This is a genomic window from Janthinobacterium sp. NFX145 (genome assembly GCF_049810325.1).
Taxonomy (GTDB): Bacteria; Pseudomonadota; Gammaproteobacteria; order Burkholderiales; family Burkholderiaceae_D; genus Janthinobacterium; species Janthinobacterium rivuli.
In genome coordinates this window covers 5,376,873-5,394,974 of the sequence record NZ_CP187360.1, presented here as the reverse complement: position 1 = coordinate 5,394,974, position 18,102 = coordinate 5,376,873, and the positions used below count along the sequence as shown (strand labels likewise).

Here is an 18,102-nt window from a genome sequence, read left to right as displayed (position 1 = left end):
ATCCTCTATCTTCTGTTTTTACGAAGTAATACTTCCATTATCTTCTATTTTTAAATGTGTCACACGTCCCTATACTACGTTCCATTGAATTTGGATAAAGGGGAACTATCGATGAAACATTTCAGAGTGTCATTTCTAGTGACATTTATCTGCCTGGGCATTTCCGCCTGGTGGGGTTACACGCACGGTGGCGTGCAGACGATGCTGGCAGCGCTCGGTATCGCGGTGATCCTGGGCGTGATGGAAGTCTCGCTGTCGTTTGACAACGCGGTGGTCAACGCCTCGGTGCTGAAGAACTGGGACAAGTTCTGGCAGGGCCTGTTCCTGGGCGTCGGCATCATCATCGCCGTCTTCGGCATGCGCCTGGTGTTCCCGCTGGTCATCGTGGCGCAAGCGGCTGACCTGGGACTGATGGAAGTGTGGAATCTGGCACTGAGCAATCCGGAGCAGTACTCGATGCACCTGACGAATCACCATGCGGAAGTGGCGGCCTTCGGCGGCATCTTCCTGCTGCTGGTGTTCCTGAACTTCCTGCTGGACTCGGAAAAAGAAACGCACTGGCTGGGCCGTATTGAAGAAAAACTGGGCGCACTGGGCAAAATCTCGTCGATTTCCGTGATGATTGCGCTGGGTACGCTGATGGCCAGTCTGTCGATGATCGAAGAAGGCCAGAAACTGGTGGTGCTGACGGCCGGCCTGTGGGGTATCTTGACCTACGTGGGCGTCGATGTGGTCAGTGGCTTGCTGGAAGGCGATAACGGCGACGGCAACGTGGGCGACATCGTCAAGCGCGGCGGTATTGGCGGCTTCCTGTACCTGGAAGTGCTCGATGCTTCGTTCAGCTTTGACGGCGTGATCGGCGCGTTTGCCATCACCAAGGATGTCGTGATCATCATGCTGGGCCTGGCGATTGGCGCGATGTTCGTGCGGTCGATGACGGTGTTCCTGGTGCGCAAGGGTACGCTCGACGAGTTCGTTTATCTGGAGCACGGCGCGCACTATGCGATCGGTATCCTGGCCGTGATCATGTTGGTCAGCATGAAGTTCCACATTCCCGAGATCTTCACGGGTCTGATCGGCGTGGCCTTCATTCTCGCCTCGCTGTGGTCGTCGATCCGCTACAAGCGCAGGATGGCCCTCGAAGAAGACAAGACGGAAGTGCTGGAAGCGGGCAAGGCAACGGCAGTGTAAAGAATGCGCGACAAACGCTACACCCGTTTGTCGGCAAGTTGTAGCAAGCGTCGCCGCCGGCCTGGGGAGTCAGGCCGGTGGAGGACGCCAGGTGTTTGGTCATATACAACCCACATAGGAGAAATACATCATGGCAATCAGTCTGCAAAAAGGCGGCAACGTCAACCTGAGCAAGGAAGCTCCTGGCATTTCGAAGATGATCATCGGCCTGGGCTGGGATGCCCGCGCCACCGATGGCGCCGCGTTCGACATCGACGGTTCCGTGTTCCTGCTGAAGGCCGACGGCAAGGTACGCGCCGACCTCGACATGATTTTCTACAACAACCTGAAATCGAGCGACGGTTCCGTCACCCACTCGGGCGACAACACCACCGGCGCCGGCGATGGCGATGATGAAACCGTCATCGTCGATCTGGCCACGGTGCCAGCCGAGATCGACAAGATCGCCGTCTGCGTGACGATACACGATGCCGAAGCGCGCAAGCAAAACTTTGGTATGGTATCGAAGGCGTACGTACGCTGCGTGAATGCCAACGGCAACACGGAAATCGCCCGCTTCGACCTGTCGGAAGACGGTTCGGCCGAAACGGCGATGGTCTTCGGTGAAATCTACCGCAATGGCGGCGATTGGAAATTCAAGGCCATCGGCCAGGGCTACAAGGGCGGCTTGGGCCCACTCGCAGCATCGTTCGGCGTCGGCGTGTAAGGTAGCCACACCAAACCTACTGCGCGGTGCGCTTTGCGGCCGGCGATGCTCACCGTACTAAAGTACGGTTGCGCTTCTCGGCCACAAATCACATCCGCTCGCTACGGTTTTGTGCGGCACCGTTATTCTGTAGTAAGGGCGGTTTAGCCCGACACCATCATCATCGTTGAGGAAGGAATCGTCAGATGCCAGTTTTTAGTATTACCGGGGACGTCGACCCGTTCCTGCATGTGTCGCTTGCCAAGGGCGAGAAGATTTATTGCGAATCCAATGCGATGGTGATGATGGAAACCAATCTTGAGCTGAAAGGCAAGATGACGGGCGGCATAGGCGCTGCGCTGATGCGCACCTTTGCCAACGGGGAATCGTTCTTTCAGCAGCATATCGAGGCCATGCGGGGCGACGGCGATTGTTTGCTGTCGCCTACCTTGCCCGGCGCGATGCGGGTGCTGGATGTGGGCAATGAGGTTGGTGCCCAGCAATACATGATCAGCGACGGCGCCTTCGTGGCGGCCAGTGCTGGCGTGGAATTGAAGGTGCGCACGCAGAGCCTTGGCAATGCGCTGTTTGCCCAGAGCGGTGGCTTTTTCATTACCGAGACGGCAGGCAGCGGCCAGTTGGCGGTGTCCGGTTTTGGCGCGATGTCGATACTGGAAGTGACGCCTGGCAAGGACGTGGTGATCGATAACTCGCACGTCGTGTGCTGGGACAACCGCCTGCAATACGAAATTTCCATGACGACCGGCAGCAGCGGCGGCTTTCTGGGGAACCTGATCAACAGCCAGACCAGCGGCGAGGGCGTGGTACTGAAGTTTTCAGGCACGGGGAAAATCCTCGTGTGCTCGCGCAACCGCGCGGCCTTCCTCGCCTGGACCCAAAGCAAGCCGGCGTAATCAAGCAGTAAACACTTAACAGGAGCTATGCGTATGTCTGTCAATTTGAGCAAAGGCCAGAAGATTTCTCTGGACAAAGAAGCTGGTACCACCCTGACCCGTATCACCATGGGCCTGGGCTGGGATGCGGCCAAGACCAAGGGTTTCCTCGGTTTCGGTTCGAAGACGGAAGCCGTCGACCTGGATGCGTCGTGCGTCATGTTCGATGAAAACAAGAGCACGTCCGACATCGTCTGGTTCCGCCAGCTGAAAAGCAAGGACGGCAGCATTGTCCACACGGGCGACAACCGCACGGGCGCGGGCGATGGCGACGACGAACAGATCAATGTCGATCTGTCGAAAGTGCCGGCGAACGTGAAAAGCCTCGTCTTCACCGTCAACAGCTTTACTGGCCAGAACTTCTCGCAGGTGGAAAACGCCTATTGCCGCATCTTGAATGCCAGCAATAACCAGGAAGTCGCGCGTTTCAACCTGTCTGTGCAAGGGACTCACACGGCACAGATCATGGCCAAGCTGTACCGCCATAACGGCGAATGGAAGATGCACGCCATCGGAGAAAACGGCAACGGTCGCACTTTTGACGACCTGATGCCGCAAATCGCCGTGCATCTATAAGGAGCAGTACGCAGCGGGCGAGGGACGGACCGGATACCGGCCCTTGTCCGCTGCTCTATATTGAAGGAGAGTGTGTCGTGATGCGATTGCTGATAGCCTTGCTACTTCCGTGTCTCACGTTTTTCATGCTGGGGCGCCCGCTGGCCGGTGCCGCCGCCTTGATCTTGCAGTGCACTGTGATCGGCTGGGCGCCGGCGGCCCTGTGGGCCCTGTACACGGTGAACCAGCATAAAACGGAGCAGGAACTGGAAGGTGCGTTAAGCCGCAGCTACATGCGCAGGCGCAGTCGGTTGATTTAAGTCAACCGGGCGCTTGGAATCCTTGCGCTAAAGCCTGCACGAGCGATCGTGCGGGCTTTTTTGTGGGCGCTCACTTCTTGCAGCGTATCGGCACGTTCACGGAATTGCCGTCCGAACTCAGGTTGCGGTACTGCAAATCTTCGCTTTCGATGGCAAAGCGGGGCACGGCATGGATATAGCGCTGCTTGCAGACGGTGTCGTCATTGATGAGCTGGCCCGCCAGCATGTAGTCGCACAGGGCGAAGCGCGATTCCTCGTCGTCGAGGATCAGCACGCGCGCGGCGCTGTACAGGGCCGATTGCAAGACTTCCGGGCTGCAATTTTCCGGGCCCGTCAGCTTCAGATGGGTTTTCGTTTGCGTGGCCAGGCGTTGCAGCTTGACGAGGGCGGCGCGCTCTTCCTTGCGGGCACCATCGACGTGTACGTCTTCGCTGGCCAGGCGCAGCGCCAGCGAGGCGATCTGGTCGATGGAGATATGCCAGGCAAAGCCTTCCAGCCGCGTGCGGATCTGGCCCGGCAAGGGATCGGCCGCATCGACTTCGCAGCGGTACAGGCCCAGGTGGGGGCGGCACAGCACGGGGATGGCAAAGGCCGAGGTGCGCTTGCCCTTGACGAATTTCTGGCTCAGGTCGCCAAAGTTTTCATGCGTGATGGTATCGAAGCGGGCTTGCCCAAAGCCCATCTTGACGAGGTTTTCCTTGCGCTGGCGCGAGAACAGGGCGTCGACGGCGTCGTAGATATTCTTGTTGAAGATGCGGTCCAGCGGCTGGCGCTCGTCCGACATCTTTTCGAACACGGCGCTGGAATTGGGCGCGTTGGCGTCGATGGAAATGAGGATGAAGGGCTTGCTGTTCAGGCGCGGTGGCACGACGGCCATGTCGTTGCCGTACAGCTGCGTCAGGGCCACGTCCCACAGGGTTTCCACGCCCAGGTTGTCGGCCGCGCCGCCATCGAACAAGTGCACGTACGACGGCGATTCGCGCGACTCGGAACCGAGTTCCGGCACGAAACTGTTTTTTGGGCGGAAGCGTTCGAAGGTGACGGAATCGAAGACGCCGGGAAAGGCGGCCGAGGTGGCCACGGCCGTCGCCAGGCGGATATCCTGGATCGGCGAATGCAGGGTGCTGTAGAAATACTCGTAGGAAAACACCACGCGCTTGCCGCCATCGGTGGCGTCCGTCGCGTTGGCCAGGAAGATGGGGCCGTCGTGCGGCAAGTCCTGGTAGGTTTTCTTGTCGTACAGCACATCGTCCAGCACGTCGGACAGGAACGAGGTGCGCGTCTTGTTCGTCAACAACATCGTCGTCAGGTTAGCGGGTTTCAAGATGGTCTGGCCAAAGAAATCCGTTTTCAGTTTGCTGCGCAGCAAGGGCCAGTCCGTCTGTTTGCCATGCAGCGCATAGTAGCCGCCCGCGATGGCGCCGCCCGAGACGCCGGAAATGGCCGAGGCGCCGCTGACGAGGCCGAACTGCTCCAGCTGCTCCAGCGAGGCGGCCGAGAAATTGGCGGCGCGGCTGCCTCCGCCGGACAGGGCGATGCCGATGAAATGGTCGTTGGGCATCGGGTTCTGGATGCGCGCCTTGGGCGCGTCGATGCGCAGGCGCGGGGTTTCCTGCACGGTAAACGTGCGGTTTTCGACGCCGCGGTTGGGGCGCAGGGCGAGTACCGTGCAGCCGCTCAACAGTGCAACGAGGATACATGGGACGAACAAGCGTGGATTCATGCGTGATCTGTGCGTAGTCAGGGGTTGGGATACGGACGGAAACGTGTGCGATTCTAGCAAACTCGGCAACAATCACCTATTCAGCTGGCAGCCGAGCAGGGCCGCGTTGTACAGCGCGTGCACGAGCATGGGCGCCAGCAGCGCGCCGCTGCGCTCGTAGGCATGGCCCGCGCACAGGCCCAGCACAAAGGCGGGCAGCATGGCGGCCGGTGGATGTACGAGGGCAAACAGCGCGGCGGCGATGCCGATCGCTTGCCAGGCGGGCAGAGAACGGCGCAAGCCGCCCTGCAGCAAGCCGCGGAAGAGGAATTCCTCGCACAGGGGCGCGGCCAGCACGCCTACGGTCAACAGCCACAGTCCGTCGCTATTGATCTGCATCAATGTTGAAGCGCTTGGTGGCAACAGGGCCGCATAAGCGATGCCGAACAGCGCCGCGGCACAGGCGCCCGCGACTCCCCAGCGCCACGGTTCGCGGCCATGGCCGATGCGCGGCACGCCGGCCGTCCTGGCGCGCCAGTAGACGAGGCGCAGCGGCGCATACGTGAGCACGCCGGCCGCGCCGAAGGCGATGGCCAGCGGCGCCAACTGCGCCAGCGGCGCCGCATTGCTAGCTTTGAGCAGGATCAAGGCCAGTGTTTGCAAGATGAAAAACAGCATGGCGGCGATCAGGCCGTCCGCCGCCGTTACTCTCGCTGGCGGCGAGGCGGAGGAGTCGAGCAGGTAGGGCAGCGCGTCGCGCGCCTTTTGCCACAGGGCCGCGGTCAGCGCGCACGTGAGCACGACAAACACCAGTTGCTGCACCAGGCTGCCGGCGGCCAGCGCGGCAATGTACAGGCCGGTGAGCAGCAAATACAGGTACGTATAGATGGGACGCAGCTTTGCCGTCGTTTCGGTGGCCAGCGGATCGCTGGCAAACACGCCCAGCGCTACGGCGATCAGCGCATACAGGGGGATGGCGGCCAGGGCCAGCAGCATCAGGCCCGCCGTCTGCCACGACCAGGCGGGCAGCCAGACCAGCGCCACGCCGAACAGGACCAATGGATACAGCAGGGCCAGCACGGCCCACAGCTGCGCCTTTTGCCGCAGAGCCTGCTCGATGGAGACGGGAAACGTGTACAGCAGCCACAGCGCGCCGCCTTCCTTGTTGAGGGTCTGGAAAGCCGACATCAGCAGTACATAGGTGCCGAGGAAAAAGCCGGTGGAGGCCAGCAGGACGGGATGATCCAGCAGCGCGTGCAGGTCGCGCGCCTGGCCCGTCACCACGGCCTGGCCGCCGAGGATCAGCAGGGGCATCAGCAGGGTCTGCACGAGAAAATTGCGGTCGCGCAAGAGTAACGTCAGTTCGCGCCGCTGGATCGCCGTGCCGAGGCGCGGGCGCCACCGCCGTGTGGGCAGTGGCGCGGCTGCCGGCTTGCGCGCCGCTTCGCGCTGGCCCGCGCCCACGACGCCATGGCGCAGCTGGCGGCGCAGGAGGGCCATGCCCAGCAGCATCAAGCACAGGGATTGCGCCAGCAGCAGGGCGGCGGGCAGCAAGGTGGCCACGCCATCGGCATTGAGCAGGCGCACCAGCAGCCCCGGCGGCGTCCAGTGGCTCCAGGCGGGCATGGCGGCGGCCCAGTCATACGCGAAGCCGCCCGTGCCCATGCCGAAAGACATGCCCAGATACATGGGCAACAGGCCCGCCAGGGAAATGACCGCCTGCAGGTTGCCCAGCCGGGATGGCGTGAGCGACAGGCGCAAGCCCGTGTCGACGAGGGTGCGCAGCATGGCGGCCAGGGCCAGCAGGACGAGGCTGGCGAGCAGGCCGGACAGTGGCGAAAACCAGCCCTGGCCAGAATACCATGCGATGACGGCCGTGCCGGGCCACAGGGCCAGCAAGCCTGCCGGATTGACGAGCGTGCGTTCCAGCACGCGCGCCCACAGCAAGGTGCTTTTCTCGGCGGGCAGGGTGACCAGCCATTCCAGATCCCAGTCCGGCTTCGACAATTCTCCCATGCCCAGCGGCAGCAGGACGCTGACCAGCCACAACAGCGCCAGCTGCAGGGTCAGGCCACCGGTCAGCACCGCGCTGAAGGGCGCGGCCATCAGTTGCGCGATGACAGGGTCGAGCAGATGGCTACCCGTGTGCAGGCTGCCGCGCGCCTGGCAGGCGGCGACCTGGTCCAGCAAACAATGCATGTTCAGCACGCTATGGCGGGCGATGCTGCCGAAGGAAAACAGCATGGGCAGCAAGAGCAGCGCGCCCAGCAGCCAGCGTCCGCCACGCTTGCCCGGCGTGGCGGGGCGGCTTTTACTGTTTTTCTTGAAGGAAAAGCCCCGACCACTGACGTTGAGCAGGCGCTGCAGGCGCAAGCGGGTCAGCAGCCAGACGGCGCGCCAGGCGGTGGGCGGCGCCGCCGTCATGTGGTTTCATCGGTCAGTTGCAGGAAGAGCTCTTCCAGGCTGCCATCGCTGGACAGTTGCTGGCGAATATCGTCCAGGCTGCCTGTGGCGACCAGGGCGCCCCGGTGGATGATGGCGACCCTGCTGCACAGCTTTTGCGCCATGTCGAGCAAATGCGTGGAGACAAAAATCGTGGTGCCGGCGGCGGCGCGGCGCAGCAAGCGTTCCTGCACGTCGCGCGAAGCTCGCGGGTCGAGGCCGTTGATCGGTTCATCGAGGATCAGCACGGCCGGATCGTGTATCAGCGCGCACGCCAGGCCCAGTTTTTTCTTCATGCCCAGCGAGTAATTGACGGCGAAATCCTCGCTCGCTTCATCGAGCCCGAATTCCGTCAGCAGGCGCGCGGCGCGGGCGGCCGCTTCGGCGCGTGAAAAACCATGCATTTCGGCCACGAATTGCAGGATTTCACGGCCGCGCAAATAATCGTAAAAGATGGGGGTGTCGGGCAGGTAGCCCACCTTGCGCTTGACGGCGGCGCCATCGCGCTGGCAATCGAGGCCATCGACCAGCACGCGGCCGGCGCTGGGCACGAGGATGCCCATCAGCATGCGGATGGTGGTGGTTTTTCCCGCCCCGTTCGGGCCCAGGAAGCCGAAGACTTCTCCTTTGCCCACTTGCAAGGTCAGCGGCTTGACGGCCTCGAACGTGCCGTACTGTTTGGACAAGCCTTCGAAGGCAATCATCATGCATCCCAAAAAAGATAGCGTGCAGGATGATAGCCCGAGACGGTGCCGCTGGCGCGTCCCTTAATGTCGCAGCATGACGCCGATGGCGATGCAGGCCAGGATCGCCAGGCTCATGGCGATGCCGTAGGCTGCCATCAATACCAGCCAGCGGCAGATGGTGGCGAGTTTGCCGCTTCGATACACGCGCCACATGGCCCAGGGCAGATAGGCCAGCAGCCAGGCGCCGAGTGTGAGGCGGATGATGTTGACGGGGATCAAGGTCATCAGCGCCATCGTGATGAAGGCGAAGGCATTCGCATGCAGGGCGAACAGGAAATGTTCGCCATAGCGCCGTCCGCTGCCCAGGTAAAGGATTTTCAGGAACAGGGCGAACAGCGGCATCAGGCAAAACATGGCGTACGGCGCGTAATGGTAAAAGCTGTCCACCACGAGTTTTTGTTTCTCCGCCGTGGGCAGTTGCTCGAAGTCTTGCCATTGCTGCGGCAGGGTGGGGGTCTGGCCCAGGATGCTGAGCTGTATAGGTGATGGTTTGTTTTCCTGAGTTTGACGGGGGCCGTGGGCGTTCACCTGGGCTGGCTGATCGTGGACGGTGAGGAATACGGCGGGGCTGCTGAACTTGAGGATGGCAAAGAACAGGATGCTGAACGTCAGGTAGACGCGCAGCGGCTCCACGTAGCGCACGCGGCGTCCCGCGATGTATTCATTGCTCAGCGCGCCCGGACGGAACAGCAGCAGGGCCAGGGTACGCCAGAGCTTGCCTTCGAGCGCCACATAATGGGCAACGAATTCATGCAGGAATTCGCGTGCGCTGGGCATGTGCAGGGTCGTCGTCTGGCCGCAGGCGCTGCAGAAGTTGCCTGGCGCATCGGTATTGCAGTTATGGCAGGTGCTGGATGACACTGTTTTCAAGATGAACTCTTTCCATGGCCAAAAAATGATCGCTCAAGGGCGCAGCCTATGATGAATGAAAAGAATGATAAAAGCACATTTTTATCTTTTTCGTTGCTTCCGAGATACAAAATGTCTGCGCCGTTCAGCCTCCACCAAAGGCGGCCAGCAGGCGCCGTTCACCGGCTGGCGTGAGGCGCAGGGCGCGACTGTCGAGTTCGCGTTCGGCCCAGTGCTGGCGCAGGGCTAGTTGCAGGATGGCGGCCCCCAGCGCGCCGCCCAGGTGGGCACGCCGCTCGCTCCAGTCCAGGCAGGCACAGGCGAAGCGGCGGCGCTGCTTGTGTAATTGCGGCACGTCGATGCCCAGCGCCGCCATGCCGGCCGCGCCCGCTTCCGACAAACGATATTCTCCGCCATCATCGAGCAGCCAGCCTTGCGCGAGCAACTGGTCGTGCACGGTGACGGCCACCGTGCCGGCCATGTGGTCGTAGCAAGTGCGCGCGTGGCGCAGGCGGTCGGGCGTGGAGGGCGTAAAGGGCGTCGCCGGCACGCCGGCCACCACCAGCAGCGCTTCCAGCGCTCGCGCCACCTCCGTGCTGGCCAGGCGGTAATAGCGGTGCTTGCCCTGCGCCACCATCGACAGCAAACCATCGTCGCGCAAGCGGCTCAGATGGGCGCTGGCCGTCGAGGCGCCCACTTCGGCCAGCGTGGCCAATTCCGTGGCCGTGCGCGCATGGCCGTCGAGCAGGCTGCACAGCATGCGCGCGCGGGCCGGTTCGGCGATGGCGCCGGCCAGTTGCGCCAGACCCATGTCGGCCGAGGGAAGTTTGTCATCCATGATTCGTTCGTGGGCGAAGTGTAGTGGTGGAAGGACCAGCATACTCGTGTCCCACCCTCACTGCAATGGAATGCGCATGCCGCTTGCCGACTTTGTTATCGATCCCGCCGACCCTTTCGCCGCCGTCACCCATGCGGCGCCATATGCTTACTATCGCCGCCTGGCGGATGGCCCGCCGCTGCGTTTCGAGGCCTCACTCGACTGCTGGCTGGCGACGGGTGCGGCCGGCGTGCAAGCCGTGCTGGCGCATCCCGCTTGCCGCGTGCGCCCGACAGGACAGCCTGTACCGGATACTCTGGCTGGCACGCCGTGCGGCGCGATTTTTGCCGAACTGGTGCGTATGAACGATGGCGAGCGGCATGCCGTGCCGAAACAGGTGCTGGCGCGCGCGCTGGGCCAGGTGGATATGGCGCGCCTGCAGGAGCGGGCGATGCATCTTGCTGGTGATTGCATGCCAGGCGATGCTGTCCAGCTCAACGATGCGATTTTTCAACTGCCCCTGTTCGCCATGGCCGACTTGCTGGGCTTTGCGCCTGCGCAATGGCCGGCGCTGGCCGCCTGGACGCGCGATTTTGTCGCTTGCCTGTCGCCGCTCAGCAATGGAGAACAACTGCCTGGCGCGCAAGTGGCGGCCGATTCCCTGTTGCAAGGTTTTGGCCACTTGCTGCGCGAGGGCAACGCGAGGCCCGGCAGCCTGCTGGCCAGTATCGTGGCCGAGACCGATGCCATGGGGAGCGGCATGCTGGCCAACCTCGTGGGCTTGCTGTCGCAGACCTGCGACGCCACAGCTGGCTTGCTGGGCAATGCCATCGTGGCTTTGCGCGCGCAGCCAGACTTGCTGCCGTCACTGCGCGCCGCCCCCCAGCGATGGCCGGCCATGCTGCGCGAGGTCAGCCGGAATGATCCGGCCATCCACAACACGCGCCGCTACACGGCTGATGCCGTGGAATTGCATGGCGTGCGCGTGCCGGCCGGGCAGATGATCGTCGTCGTGCTGGCCAGCGCTGGCGATGCGGAGTTGGGCTTTGGCCATGGCCGCCACGGTTGTCCGGGCCAGTCCATCGCGCACACCATCGCCATGGCTTGCCTGCAGGCGTGGGCCGATGCGTTGCAACGCCTGCCGCTGGCGTGGCGTTACCTGCCGTCGCTGAATGCCCGCATCCCTGTCTTTAGCCCAGGAGAAATGAAATGATTGCCGTGATTTTCGAAGTTTGGCCCAGCGCCGAAGGGCGCCAGCACTATCTGGACCTGGCGGCGTCCCTGCGTCCCTTGCTCGATGAAGTCGATGGGTTCATTTCCATTGAACGCTTCAGCAGCCTGAGCGAACCAGGCAAATTGCTGTCGCTGTCCTTCTTTCGCGACGAGGCGGCGCTGGCGCAATGGCGGCAGCTGGAAGCGCACCGCGCGGCGCAGTCGGCCGGCAGGCAGGGCGTGTTTGACGATTACCGGCTGCGCATCGCCGCCGTCGTGCGCGATTACGGCATGCTGGACCGGGAACAGGCGCCGGCCGACAGCCGCCAGCGCCACAGCGTTTAGCGGGGCAGCGCGCCCTGCGTGATTTTCACCTTGACCCGGTAAGTGGGCTCGGCCGCATTCAGGGCCGGCGGCGTGGCCGGGTCGACGTCGAGCAAGGTAAACGTCAGGTGGTTGACGGTGACGGAGCTGGCGGCGCCGGGCATGGAATCGGACAAGACGATGTCGGTCGTGCCTGCGCTGTTGAGCAAGCTGAAACTGTAGCTGACGTAGCCTTTCCACACGCACACGGCGCCCTTGCGGCAGCGGCTGTCGTTGACGCGCTCGAGTTTCAGGGTATCGGTGGCCGTGATGGCGACCTGTTCGCCCGGCGAGAGCACGTGGGTGACGCTGCGCGGCGTGTTTTCCGCGTCGCCGGCGCTGCCGGCCGCGCCGCAGCCGGCCAGCACGGCCAGGCAGGCGAAGAACAGGGGCAGCAGCACGCTACGATAAGAGTGGGTCAGAGAATGCATGTTTTTCCTTTCAGGTAGAGCGTCCCGGCGTGCTTGTTCACGCGCGGGATGAAATGATAGTAACAAAATGATATTTTTCAGGCGCACTATTGGCGTGCTGCCGATGAATTGACGCGCCGGCCACGCGGCGCGCCGATTACTGCGTAAAATGGCTGTTTTGAAAATCAGGAAACAACCATGAAAAAAACCGACCTGGCCAAAAGCGATGCCAAGAAACTGATGGGAAAGATGAATGTTCCCGGCGCCGGTGCATTCGGTAAGGAAGCGGTGGTCGTCGACCGCCGCGAGCAGCGCAAGCGCGATCAGGCCCTGGGCCTGGTGCCGTTCGCCGTCAAGCTGAACAGCGATCTGGTCTTGCAATTGCAGACACTGGCCAAGGAACGCGGCGCGGATCTGAATGAATTGGTTGCCGAAGTCCTCGTCAAGGGCTTGGCCGCAGCTTAATTCGCTGCCATGTTTATCTGTTGATAAACATCACTTGTAAAACTAAAAGGCGCCTTGCGGCGCCTTTTGCATTGCGGCATTGCTTTCGATTACACCCAGGCGGCCAAGGCGCCCTTCATTTTTTTCAGCGCCGCCACTTCGATCTGGCGGATGCGTTCGGCCGATACGCCGAACTCTTCTGCCAGCGCGTGCAGGGTGGCGCCGGAACCGTCGTCGTTGGCCAGCCAGCGCGCTTCGATGATGCGGCGCGAACGGGCGTCCAGTTTGCTCAAGGCCGTTTCCAGGCCTTCCGATTGCAGACGCGTCACTTGTTCCGCTTCCAGCACCTTGGTCGGTTCGCTTTGCTCCGACGACAGGTAGGCGATCGGCGAAAACTTGTCGTCTTCATCGTCGGTCGGCGATTCCAGCGCAATGTCGCGGCCGCTCAAGCGCGTTTCCATCTCGATCACTTCTTCGCGCTTCACGTCGAGCAGCTTGGCCAGCGCATCGATCTGCTTCGGCGTCATCGCATCGAGGCCCGTCTTGTGGCTGCGCAGGTTGAAGAACAGCTTGCGCTGCGCTTTCGTCGTCGCAACCTTGACCAGGCGCCAGTTTTTCAGGATGTACTCATGCATCTCGGCTTTCACCCAGTGCATGGCGTACGACACCAGGCGCACGCCCTGGTCCGGATCGAAACGTTTCACGGCTTTCATCAAGCCGATATTGCCTTCCTGAATCAGGTCGGCGTGCGGCAAGCCATAGCCCAGGTAGCCGCGGGCAATCGAGACCACCAGGCGCAGGTGCGACAGCACCAGTTCTTGCGCGGCGGCCAGGTCATTTTTTTCACGCAGGCGTGTCGCCAGCGAAATTTCTTCGTCGTGGGTCAACATGGGCAGGCGGTTCACGGCCGAAATATAGGCGTCGATATTGCCCAGATTGCCAGTGAAACCGAGGCCCAGCGCATTACTTTTGGTCGGAACCAATGCGGACGTTGCGGACATCATAGTCATGTTTTCTCCCTCGTAGTCTTGCTTTGTTCCAGTTGGCCACATCACGCGACGTGGTCCGCTTGTCTGTTTGCGTATTCGGTCTTGCACTTTGCAGAGCGCGGCACCATCTTCATCTGGCGTCCATGGCGCTTCTGCCTTTGGTATGTCCCTATATTAGCACTCTCTGCTTGAGAGTGCCAATCAGCACATTTAATCGGCCTGATAGCCTAAATGCTATGGCGATTTAATGCTTGATATATATATGAACAGTGATTTGAACACGTAATCAGTCTACGGCCTCTGGCTGAAGCGAACCTTAAGAATACTTGCTAAATATCAAGATAACAGCAGATAGGGAGGGTGAGGCGCATGGCGGCACCGCAGGCGCCGCCATGGGAGGGAAGGTCAGTTCAGGCGCGCCAGGTGGCGCTGCACGCAGAGGAAGGCGCCGATCAGGCCCAGGCCGGCGCTGACGGCCAGCAAGCCGGCCATCGGCAGCGGTGCCAGCGGCACCAGCTGGAATTCGGATGCGTACAGGCGCGCAAACTCGGCAATCGCGGTATTGAGCGGTTGCAAGGCCAGCGCCACGGCGCCCAGGGCCAGCGCACCGGCGCACAGGCCCAGCAGGGCACCCGTGTAATAGAAGGGGCGGTGGATGAAGGTGTCCGTGGCGCCGATCAGTTTCGAGATGCTGATTTCATCGCGCTGCTGCATCACTTGCAAGCGGATGGTATTGAAGACAACAGCGATCACGGCCACGCCCAAAGTAATGGCCAGCAGCAACAGCACCAGACGCAGCACGCCCAGCAGGGCCGCCAGACGCTTGACCCAGGCCGAATCGACTTGCGCCGATTCCACGCCGGGCAACTGGCGCAATTGTTCCGCCACGGCATCGACATCCTGCGCTTCGCTGGCGCTGCTGAAGGCGTCAAGTTTCAGCACATAGCTGTCGGGCAGGGGATTGTCGCCCAGGGTGCTCAGTACGTCGGCCAGGCCGTTCTTGTTTTTCAGCGTGTCGAGCGCCTGTTCGCGCGCGATGAAGACGATCTTCGCCTTTTGCTCGCCGACGATCTTGCGCATGGAACTGGCCAGCGCCACGGCTTGCTCGCGCGGCGTGTCGATCTTCAGGAAGACGCTGATTTCCGGATCGACCGACATCTGTTCCGACATCGGGCGTACATTGTCGAGCATGGTCAAGCCGGCGAACGGCAGCGACAGGGCGATGGCGACGACGACGACGTTCAATAGAAAGCCGCCCGGCGACTTGCGCAAATGGATCAGCGCCGAACCGAGCGCGAAGCGGTGTTGACGGAACCAGCCTCTCATGGCTGTTCTCCCTGCGCGTCGTCCAGGCCGGGGGACGGTGCAAAATCGGGATCGGGTGGCGCGAAGACGGGCGCCTGCGTGGCCTTGTCGATGGCCACCAGCTGGCCGTTTTTCAGGTGGATCACGCGGGCGGCCGCGTCGAGCATCTGTTCGTCATGGCTGGAAATGAGGCAGGTCACGCCCACGGAGTGGAATGCTTTCAGGGCGTCGAGCACCTTGTTGGCGCTGGCTCGGTCCAGGTTGGCCGTCGGTTCGTCGGCCAGGATGATTTGCGGCCGGTTGACGATGGCGCGCGCGATCGACACGCGCTGCTGCTCGCCGCCAGACAGCGACAGGGGACGCGCCATGGCGCGGTCCAGCAATCCCACCTTGTCGAGCGCGGCGCGCGCGCGCTGTTCCGCGGCAACTTTATGCGCGCCGACGACGAGCAGCGGCAGCATGACGTTGGCCAGGATGGAGCGGTCGTTCAATAATTTTTGCTGCTGGAAGATCAGGCCCATGTTACGGCGCAAAAACGGCACGCCGGCCGGCTTGATCTTCGCCATGTCCTGGCCATTGACGATCAGCTTGCCCGACGTGGGGCGTTCCATGGCGGCGATCATTTTCAGCAAGGTGGACTTGCCGGCGCCGGACGGGCCGGCCAGGAAGACCAGCTCGCCCTTGGCAATACTGAGCGAAATGTCGCTGAGCGCCACGGCATCGGGGGAGTATTGCTTGGAGACGTGCTGAAATTCAATCATGTATAGGCTTATCCGAGCAGCGCTTCGACAAATTCGGCAGCCACGAAAGGCTGCAAGTCTTCAATTTTCTCACCGATGCCGATGAAATACACGGGCACGGGACGCACGCGGGCAATCGCCGCCAGCACGCCGCCTTTGGCGGTACCGTCCAGCTTGGTGATCACCAGGCCGCTCAACTGCAGCGCGTCGTCAAACGCTTTCACTTGCGTGAGGGCGTTCTGGCCCGTGTTGCCGTCGATGACGAGCAGGGTTTCATGCGGCGCGCCTTCCATGCCTTTGCCGATGACGCGCTTGATTTTCTTTAATTCTTCCATCAGGTGCAACTGCGTCGGCAAGCGGCCCGCCGTGTCGACCATCACCACGTCGATGCCGCGCGCTTTCGCCGATTGCACGGAGTCGTAGGCCACGGCGGCCGGGTCGCCCGATTCCTGCGAAATCACGGTGACGTTGTTGCGCTCGCCCCAGACCATCAACTGTTCGCGCGCGGCGGCGCGGAAGGTGTCGCCCGCAGCCAGCAGCACGGACTGGTTGTTCGACTGCATGTGCTTGGCCAGCTTGCCGATGGTGGTGGTCTTGCCAGCGCCATTCACGCCGGAAATCATCATCACCAGCGGCTTGTGGCGGCCCAGCTCGAAGCGCTTTTCCAGCGGCGAGAGCAGGTCGATCAGCAATACTTTCAGGGCGGCCTTGACGGCGGCCGCGTCGAGCAGCTTGTCTTCCTTGACCTTCTTCTTCAGTTCCGTGAGCAGGAATTCCGTGGCGTCGATGCCGGCGTCGGACATCAGCAAGGCCGCTTCCAGCTCTTCATACAGGGCGTCGTCGATCTTCGCGCCGACGAACAGCACGGACAAGGTATTCGAGGTTTTCGACAGGCCCGCCTTCAGGCGCGTCATCCACGATTTTTTCTCGGGTTCGGCGGCCACGATCACGGGCACGAGCTCGGCCGGCGCGCCGCTCAGGGGCGCAGCGGCAGGCTGCGGTGCAGGCGGCGTGGCGGCGGGAAGGACGAGGGGCTCGGCTGGTGCAGCCTCGGGAGCGATGGGTTTTTTCTTGAAGAAACTAAACATGGATGTGTGGTGGCGGGTGCTGACCTAAGGCCCGGCGGCGCCGGACACTGTGTTACGGGCTATTCTACCAGAGCGCGCCCGGCCCTTCATGCTTTACTGTTCGATTGGCAACATTGCGCGGCTATCCACGGAGATCGCCGCAGTTGCCGCGCTTTCCAGTGGGATCAATGGGTTTGCAGGGCCAGCGCCTGATGGCGGCGGCGCCAGTCGGCGATGCTTTCGTCGACTTGCCGCAAGTCCAGCACATGCAAAAACGGCGGCGGCTGGCGGTACAACACGGGACTGCGTCCGCCGGCCCACAATTCCATGCTTGGAGGCAAGCTTGCATGCAGTTGCTGCAGGCTGTCGCGCGTCTGCCGTTGCTTGCTGGCGCTGGAAAACGACAACGCGACGATGTCGGCCCGCTGGGCGCGGGCGGCCGCGACGATGTCCGTCAGCGGCGTTTCCACCCCCAGCGACATGCAATGGGCGCCGGCCGCCGCGCACAGCGCTTCGGCCATCAGCAGCCCCAGGCCATGGCGCTCCTGAGGCAAGGTGCTGAGGACGATGCGCGGCGTGCGCGTGGACGGGCTGCTTGCTTGCGGCAGGGAAAAAATGGCGTGGCGCATCACCGTCTGCAAGGTTTCGCTATACAGATGCTCTTCATATACGGCCAGCTCGCCGCAAGCCCACGCTTCGCCCACCATGCCGGTAAGCGGCGCGATCACGTCGATGGTGAACGCTTTCAGGCCCAGTACGGCCAGCGCCTGGCGCAGGGCGCCGCCCAGTTCCTCCATCTGGTGGCTGCGGCACAGGGCCAGATAGTGTTCGAGCTGCGGTGCCGGCGTTGACGGCGCCGCGCTGCCGGCGCTGGCCAGCTGCTGCAGTTGCACGGTGCTGTGCTGCATGATTTTGCCCGGACGAAATCCGAGGTCCAGCAGGCGCTTGACCATGCGCAATTTTTGCACTTGCTCGGCCGGGTAGCTGCGCTCGCCAAAGGCGTCGCGCTGGGGCTGGGGAAAGGCGTAGCGACGCTCCCACACACGCAAGGTTTCCTTGGCCAGTCCGGTATCGCGTTCGACATCGCTGATGCTGAAGGCGGAAGTAGGTTGCAGGTCAGTATCCATACCAGGGTGGCTTTGCTCGCTTGCGGAAGAACGTGGCATGCATTTTACGCCTTCCGCCGCCCCGTACCAAATAGCTGAATCCGATTAGGAATTGCCTACGTATAAGTTTCTGAACGGCTCAGGACGCTCATTGACATAAATCAATATTTCATCGATTATCCATGAGTCTTATTTGTCCAGGACAA

At 62.0% G+C, this 18,102-nt stretch carries 19 protein-coding genes; 8 read left to right on the top strand and 11 right to left on the bottom strand.

Annotated features, from left to right (window positions below; all coding sequences use genetic code 11):
• Window positions 1-111 precede the first annotated feature (111 nt).
• The 5 genes from ACPJXG_RS24100 (at window position 112) to ACPJXG_RS24080 (ending at window position 3,704) form a co-directional block, all read left to right on the top strand.
• Entirely contained in the window at window positions 112-1,191 is a 1,080-nt protein-coding gene (locus tag ACPJXG_RS24100; protein ID WP_425252557.1) for a DUF475 domain-containing protein, read from the top strand.
• Window positions 1,192-1,321: 130 nt separating this feature from the next.
• Window positions 1,322-1,897: a TerD family protein gene (locus tag ACPJXG_RS24095; RefSeq protein ID WP_092716984.1), complete on the top strand. Its 576-nt coding sequence runs from the start codon at window positions 1,322-1,324 to the stop codon at window positions 1,895-1,897.
• A 185-nt stretch (window positions 1,898-2,082) separates the two neighbouring features.
• Window positions 2,083-2,790 carry a TIGR00266 family protein gene (locus ACPJXG_RS24090; protein WP_425252556.1) on the top strand — a complete coding sequence of 236 codons (708 nt, stop codon included), beginning with the start codon at window positions 2,083-2,085 and terminating at the stop codon, window positions 2,788-2,790.
• A 33-nt stretch (window positions 2,791-2,823) separates the two neighbouring features.
• Window positions 2,824-3,405: a TerD family protein gene (locus tag ACPJXG_RS24085; protein ID WP_219135067.1), complete on the top strand. Its 582-nt coding sequence runs from the start codon at window positions 2,824-2,826 to the stop codon at window positions 3,403-3,405.
• An 80-nt stretch (window positions 3,406-3,485) separates the two neighbouring features.
• Window positions 3,486-3,704 carry a hypothetical protein gene (locus tag ACPJXG_RS24080; RefSeq protein WP_034784905.1) on the top strand — a complete coding sequence of 73 codons (219 nt, stop codon included), beginning with the start codon at window positions 3,486-3,488 and terminating at the stop codon, window positions 3,702-3,704.
• 70 nt (window positions 3,705-3,774) lie between these two features.
• Here ACPJXG_RS24080 and ACPJXG_RS24075 read toward each other — a convergent pair whose 3' ends face one another.
• The 5 genes from ACPJXG_RS24075 to ACPJXG_RS24055 form a co-directional block, all read right to left on the bottom strand.
• Window positions 3,775-5,427 carry a patatin-like phospholipase family protein gene (locus tag ACPJXG_RS24075; protein ID WP_425252555.1) on the bottom strand — a complete coding sequence of 551 codons (1,653 nt, stop codon included), beginning with the start codon at window positions 5,425-5,427 and terminating at the stop codon, window positions 3,775-3,777.
• A 72-nt stretch (window positions 5,428-5,499) separates the two neighbouring features.
• A complete protein-coding gene (locus ACPJXG_RS24070; RefSeq protein WP_425252554.1) occupies window positions 5,500-7,830 on the bottom strand; it encodes a lysostaphin resistance A-like protein in 2,331 nt (776 codons plus the stop codon).
• Entirely contained in the window at window positions 7,827-8,555 is a 729-nt protein-coding gene (locus ACPJXG_RS24065) for an ABC transporter ATP-binding protein (RefSeq protein ID WP_425252553.1), read from the bottom strand. The genes ACPJXG_RS24070 and ACPJXG_RS24065 overlap by 4 nt, the downstream gene beginning before the upstream one ends.
• A gap of 60 nt (window positions 8,556-8,615) precedes the next feature.
• Window positions 8,616-9,455, bottom strand: a complete 840-nt coding sequence (locus ACPJXG_RS24060; RefSeq protein WP_425254788.1) for a DUF3667 domain-containing protein — start codon at window positions 9,453-9,455, stop codon at window positions 8,616-8,618.
• 133 nt (window positions 9,456-9,588) lie between these two features.
• A complete protein-coding gene (locus ACPJXG_RS24055; RefSeq protein ID WP_425252552.1) occupies window positions 9,589-10,281 on the bottom strand; it encodes an ArsR/SmtB family transcription factor in 693 nt (230 codons plus the stop codon).
• 76 nt (window positions 10,282-10,357) lie between these two features.
• Here ACPJXG_RS24055 and ACPJXG_RS24050 point away from each other — a divergent pair, with 76 nt between their 5' ends.
• Both ACPJXG_RS24050 and ACPJXG_RS24045 read left to right on the top strand, forming a co-directional pair.
• The gene (locus ACPJXG_RS24050; protein ID WP_425252551.1) at window positions 10,358-11,473 is read left to right on the top strand and encodes a cytochrome P450; all 1,116 of its coding nucleotides are present in this window, start codon (window positions 10,358-10,360) and stop codon (window positions 11,471-11,473) included.
• Window positions 11,470-11,817, top strand: coding sequence for an antibiotic biosynthesis monooxygenase family protein (locus tag ACPJXG_RS24045; protein WP_425252550.1), 348 nt, complete (start codon window positions 11,470-11,472; stop codon window positions 11,815-11,817). Before ACPJXG_RS24050 ends, ACPJXG_RS24045 begins: the two co-directional genes overlap by 4 nt.
• Here the strand turns inward: ACPJXG_RS24045 and ACPJXG_RS24040 are convergent.
• Window positions 11,814-12,266, bottom strand: coding sequence for a hypothetical protein (locus ACPJXG_RS24040; protein ID WP_425252549.1), 453 nt, complete (start codon window positions 12,264-12,266; stop codon window positions 11,814-11,816). The genes ACPJXG_RS24045 and ACPJXG_RS24040 overlap by 4 nt on opposite strands.
• 177 nt (window positions 12,267-12,443) lie before the next feature.
• Between ACPJXG_RS24040 and ACPJXG_RS24035 the strand changes: the two genes are divergently transcribed.
• Complete coding sequence (locus ACPJXG_RS24035) at window positions 12,444-12,710, top strand: hypothetical protein (RefSeq protein WP_034748940.1); 267 nt, start codon at window positions 12,444-12,446, stop codon at window positions 12,708-12,710.
• Between the two features lie 89 nt (window positions 12,711-12,799).
• On the opposite strand, the gene rpoH is transcribed toward ACPJXG_RS24035, so the two are convergent.
• The 5 genes from rpoH to ACPJXG_RS24010 form a co-directional block, all read right to left on the bottom strand.
• Window positions 12,800-13,693, bottom strand: coding sequence for an RNA polymerase sigma factor RpoH (rpoH, locus tag ACPJXG_RS24030; RefSeq protein WP_035824784.1), 894 nt, complete (start codon window positions 13,691-13,693; stop codon window positions 12,800-12,802).
• 390 nt (window positions 13,694-14,083) lie between these two features.
• A complete protein-coding gene (gene ftsX, locus ACPJXG_RS24025) occupies window positions 14,084-15,004 on the bottom strand; it encodes a permease-like cell division protein FtsX (protein ID WP_425252548.1) in 921 nt (306 codons plus the stop codon).
• Window positions 15,001-15,744 carry a cell division ATP-binding protein FtsE gene (locus ACPJXG_RS24020; protein ID WP_425252547.1) on the bottom strand — a complete coding sequence of 248 codons (744 nt, stop codon included), beginning with the start codon at window positions 15,742-15,744 and terminating at the stop codon, window positions 15,001-15,003. The genes ftsX and ACPJXG_RS24020 overlap by 4 nt, the downstream gene beginning before the upstream one ends.
• 8 nt (window positions 15,745-15,752) lie before the next feature.
• Window positions 15,753-16,811 (bottom strand): signal recognition particle-docking protein FtsY, encoded by a 1,059-nt coding sequence (ftsY, locus tag ACPJXG_RS24015; RefSeq protein WP_035824796.1) that lies wholly within the window; start codon window positions 16,809-16,811, stop codon window positions 15,753-15,755.
• A gap of 164 nt (window positions 16,812-16,975) precedes the next feature.
• Window positions 16,976-17,956 (bottom strand): MerR family transcriptional regulator, encoded by a 981-nt coding sequence (locus ACPJXG_RS24010; protein WP_425252546.1) that lies wholly within the window; start codon window positions 17,954-17,956, stop codon window positions 16,976-16,978.
• Window positions 17,957-18,102 lie beyond the last annotated feature (146 nt).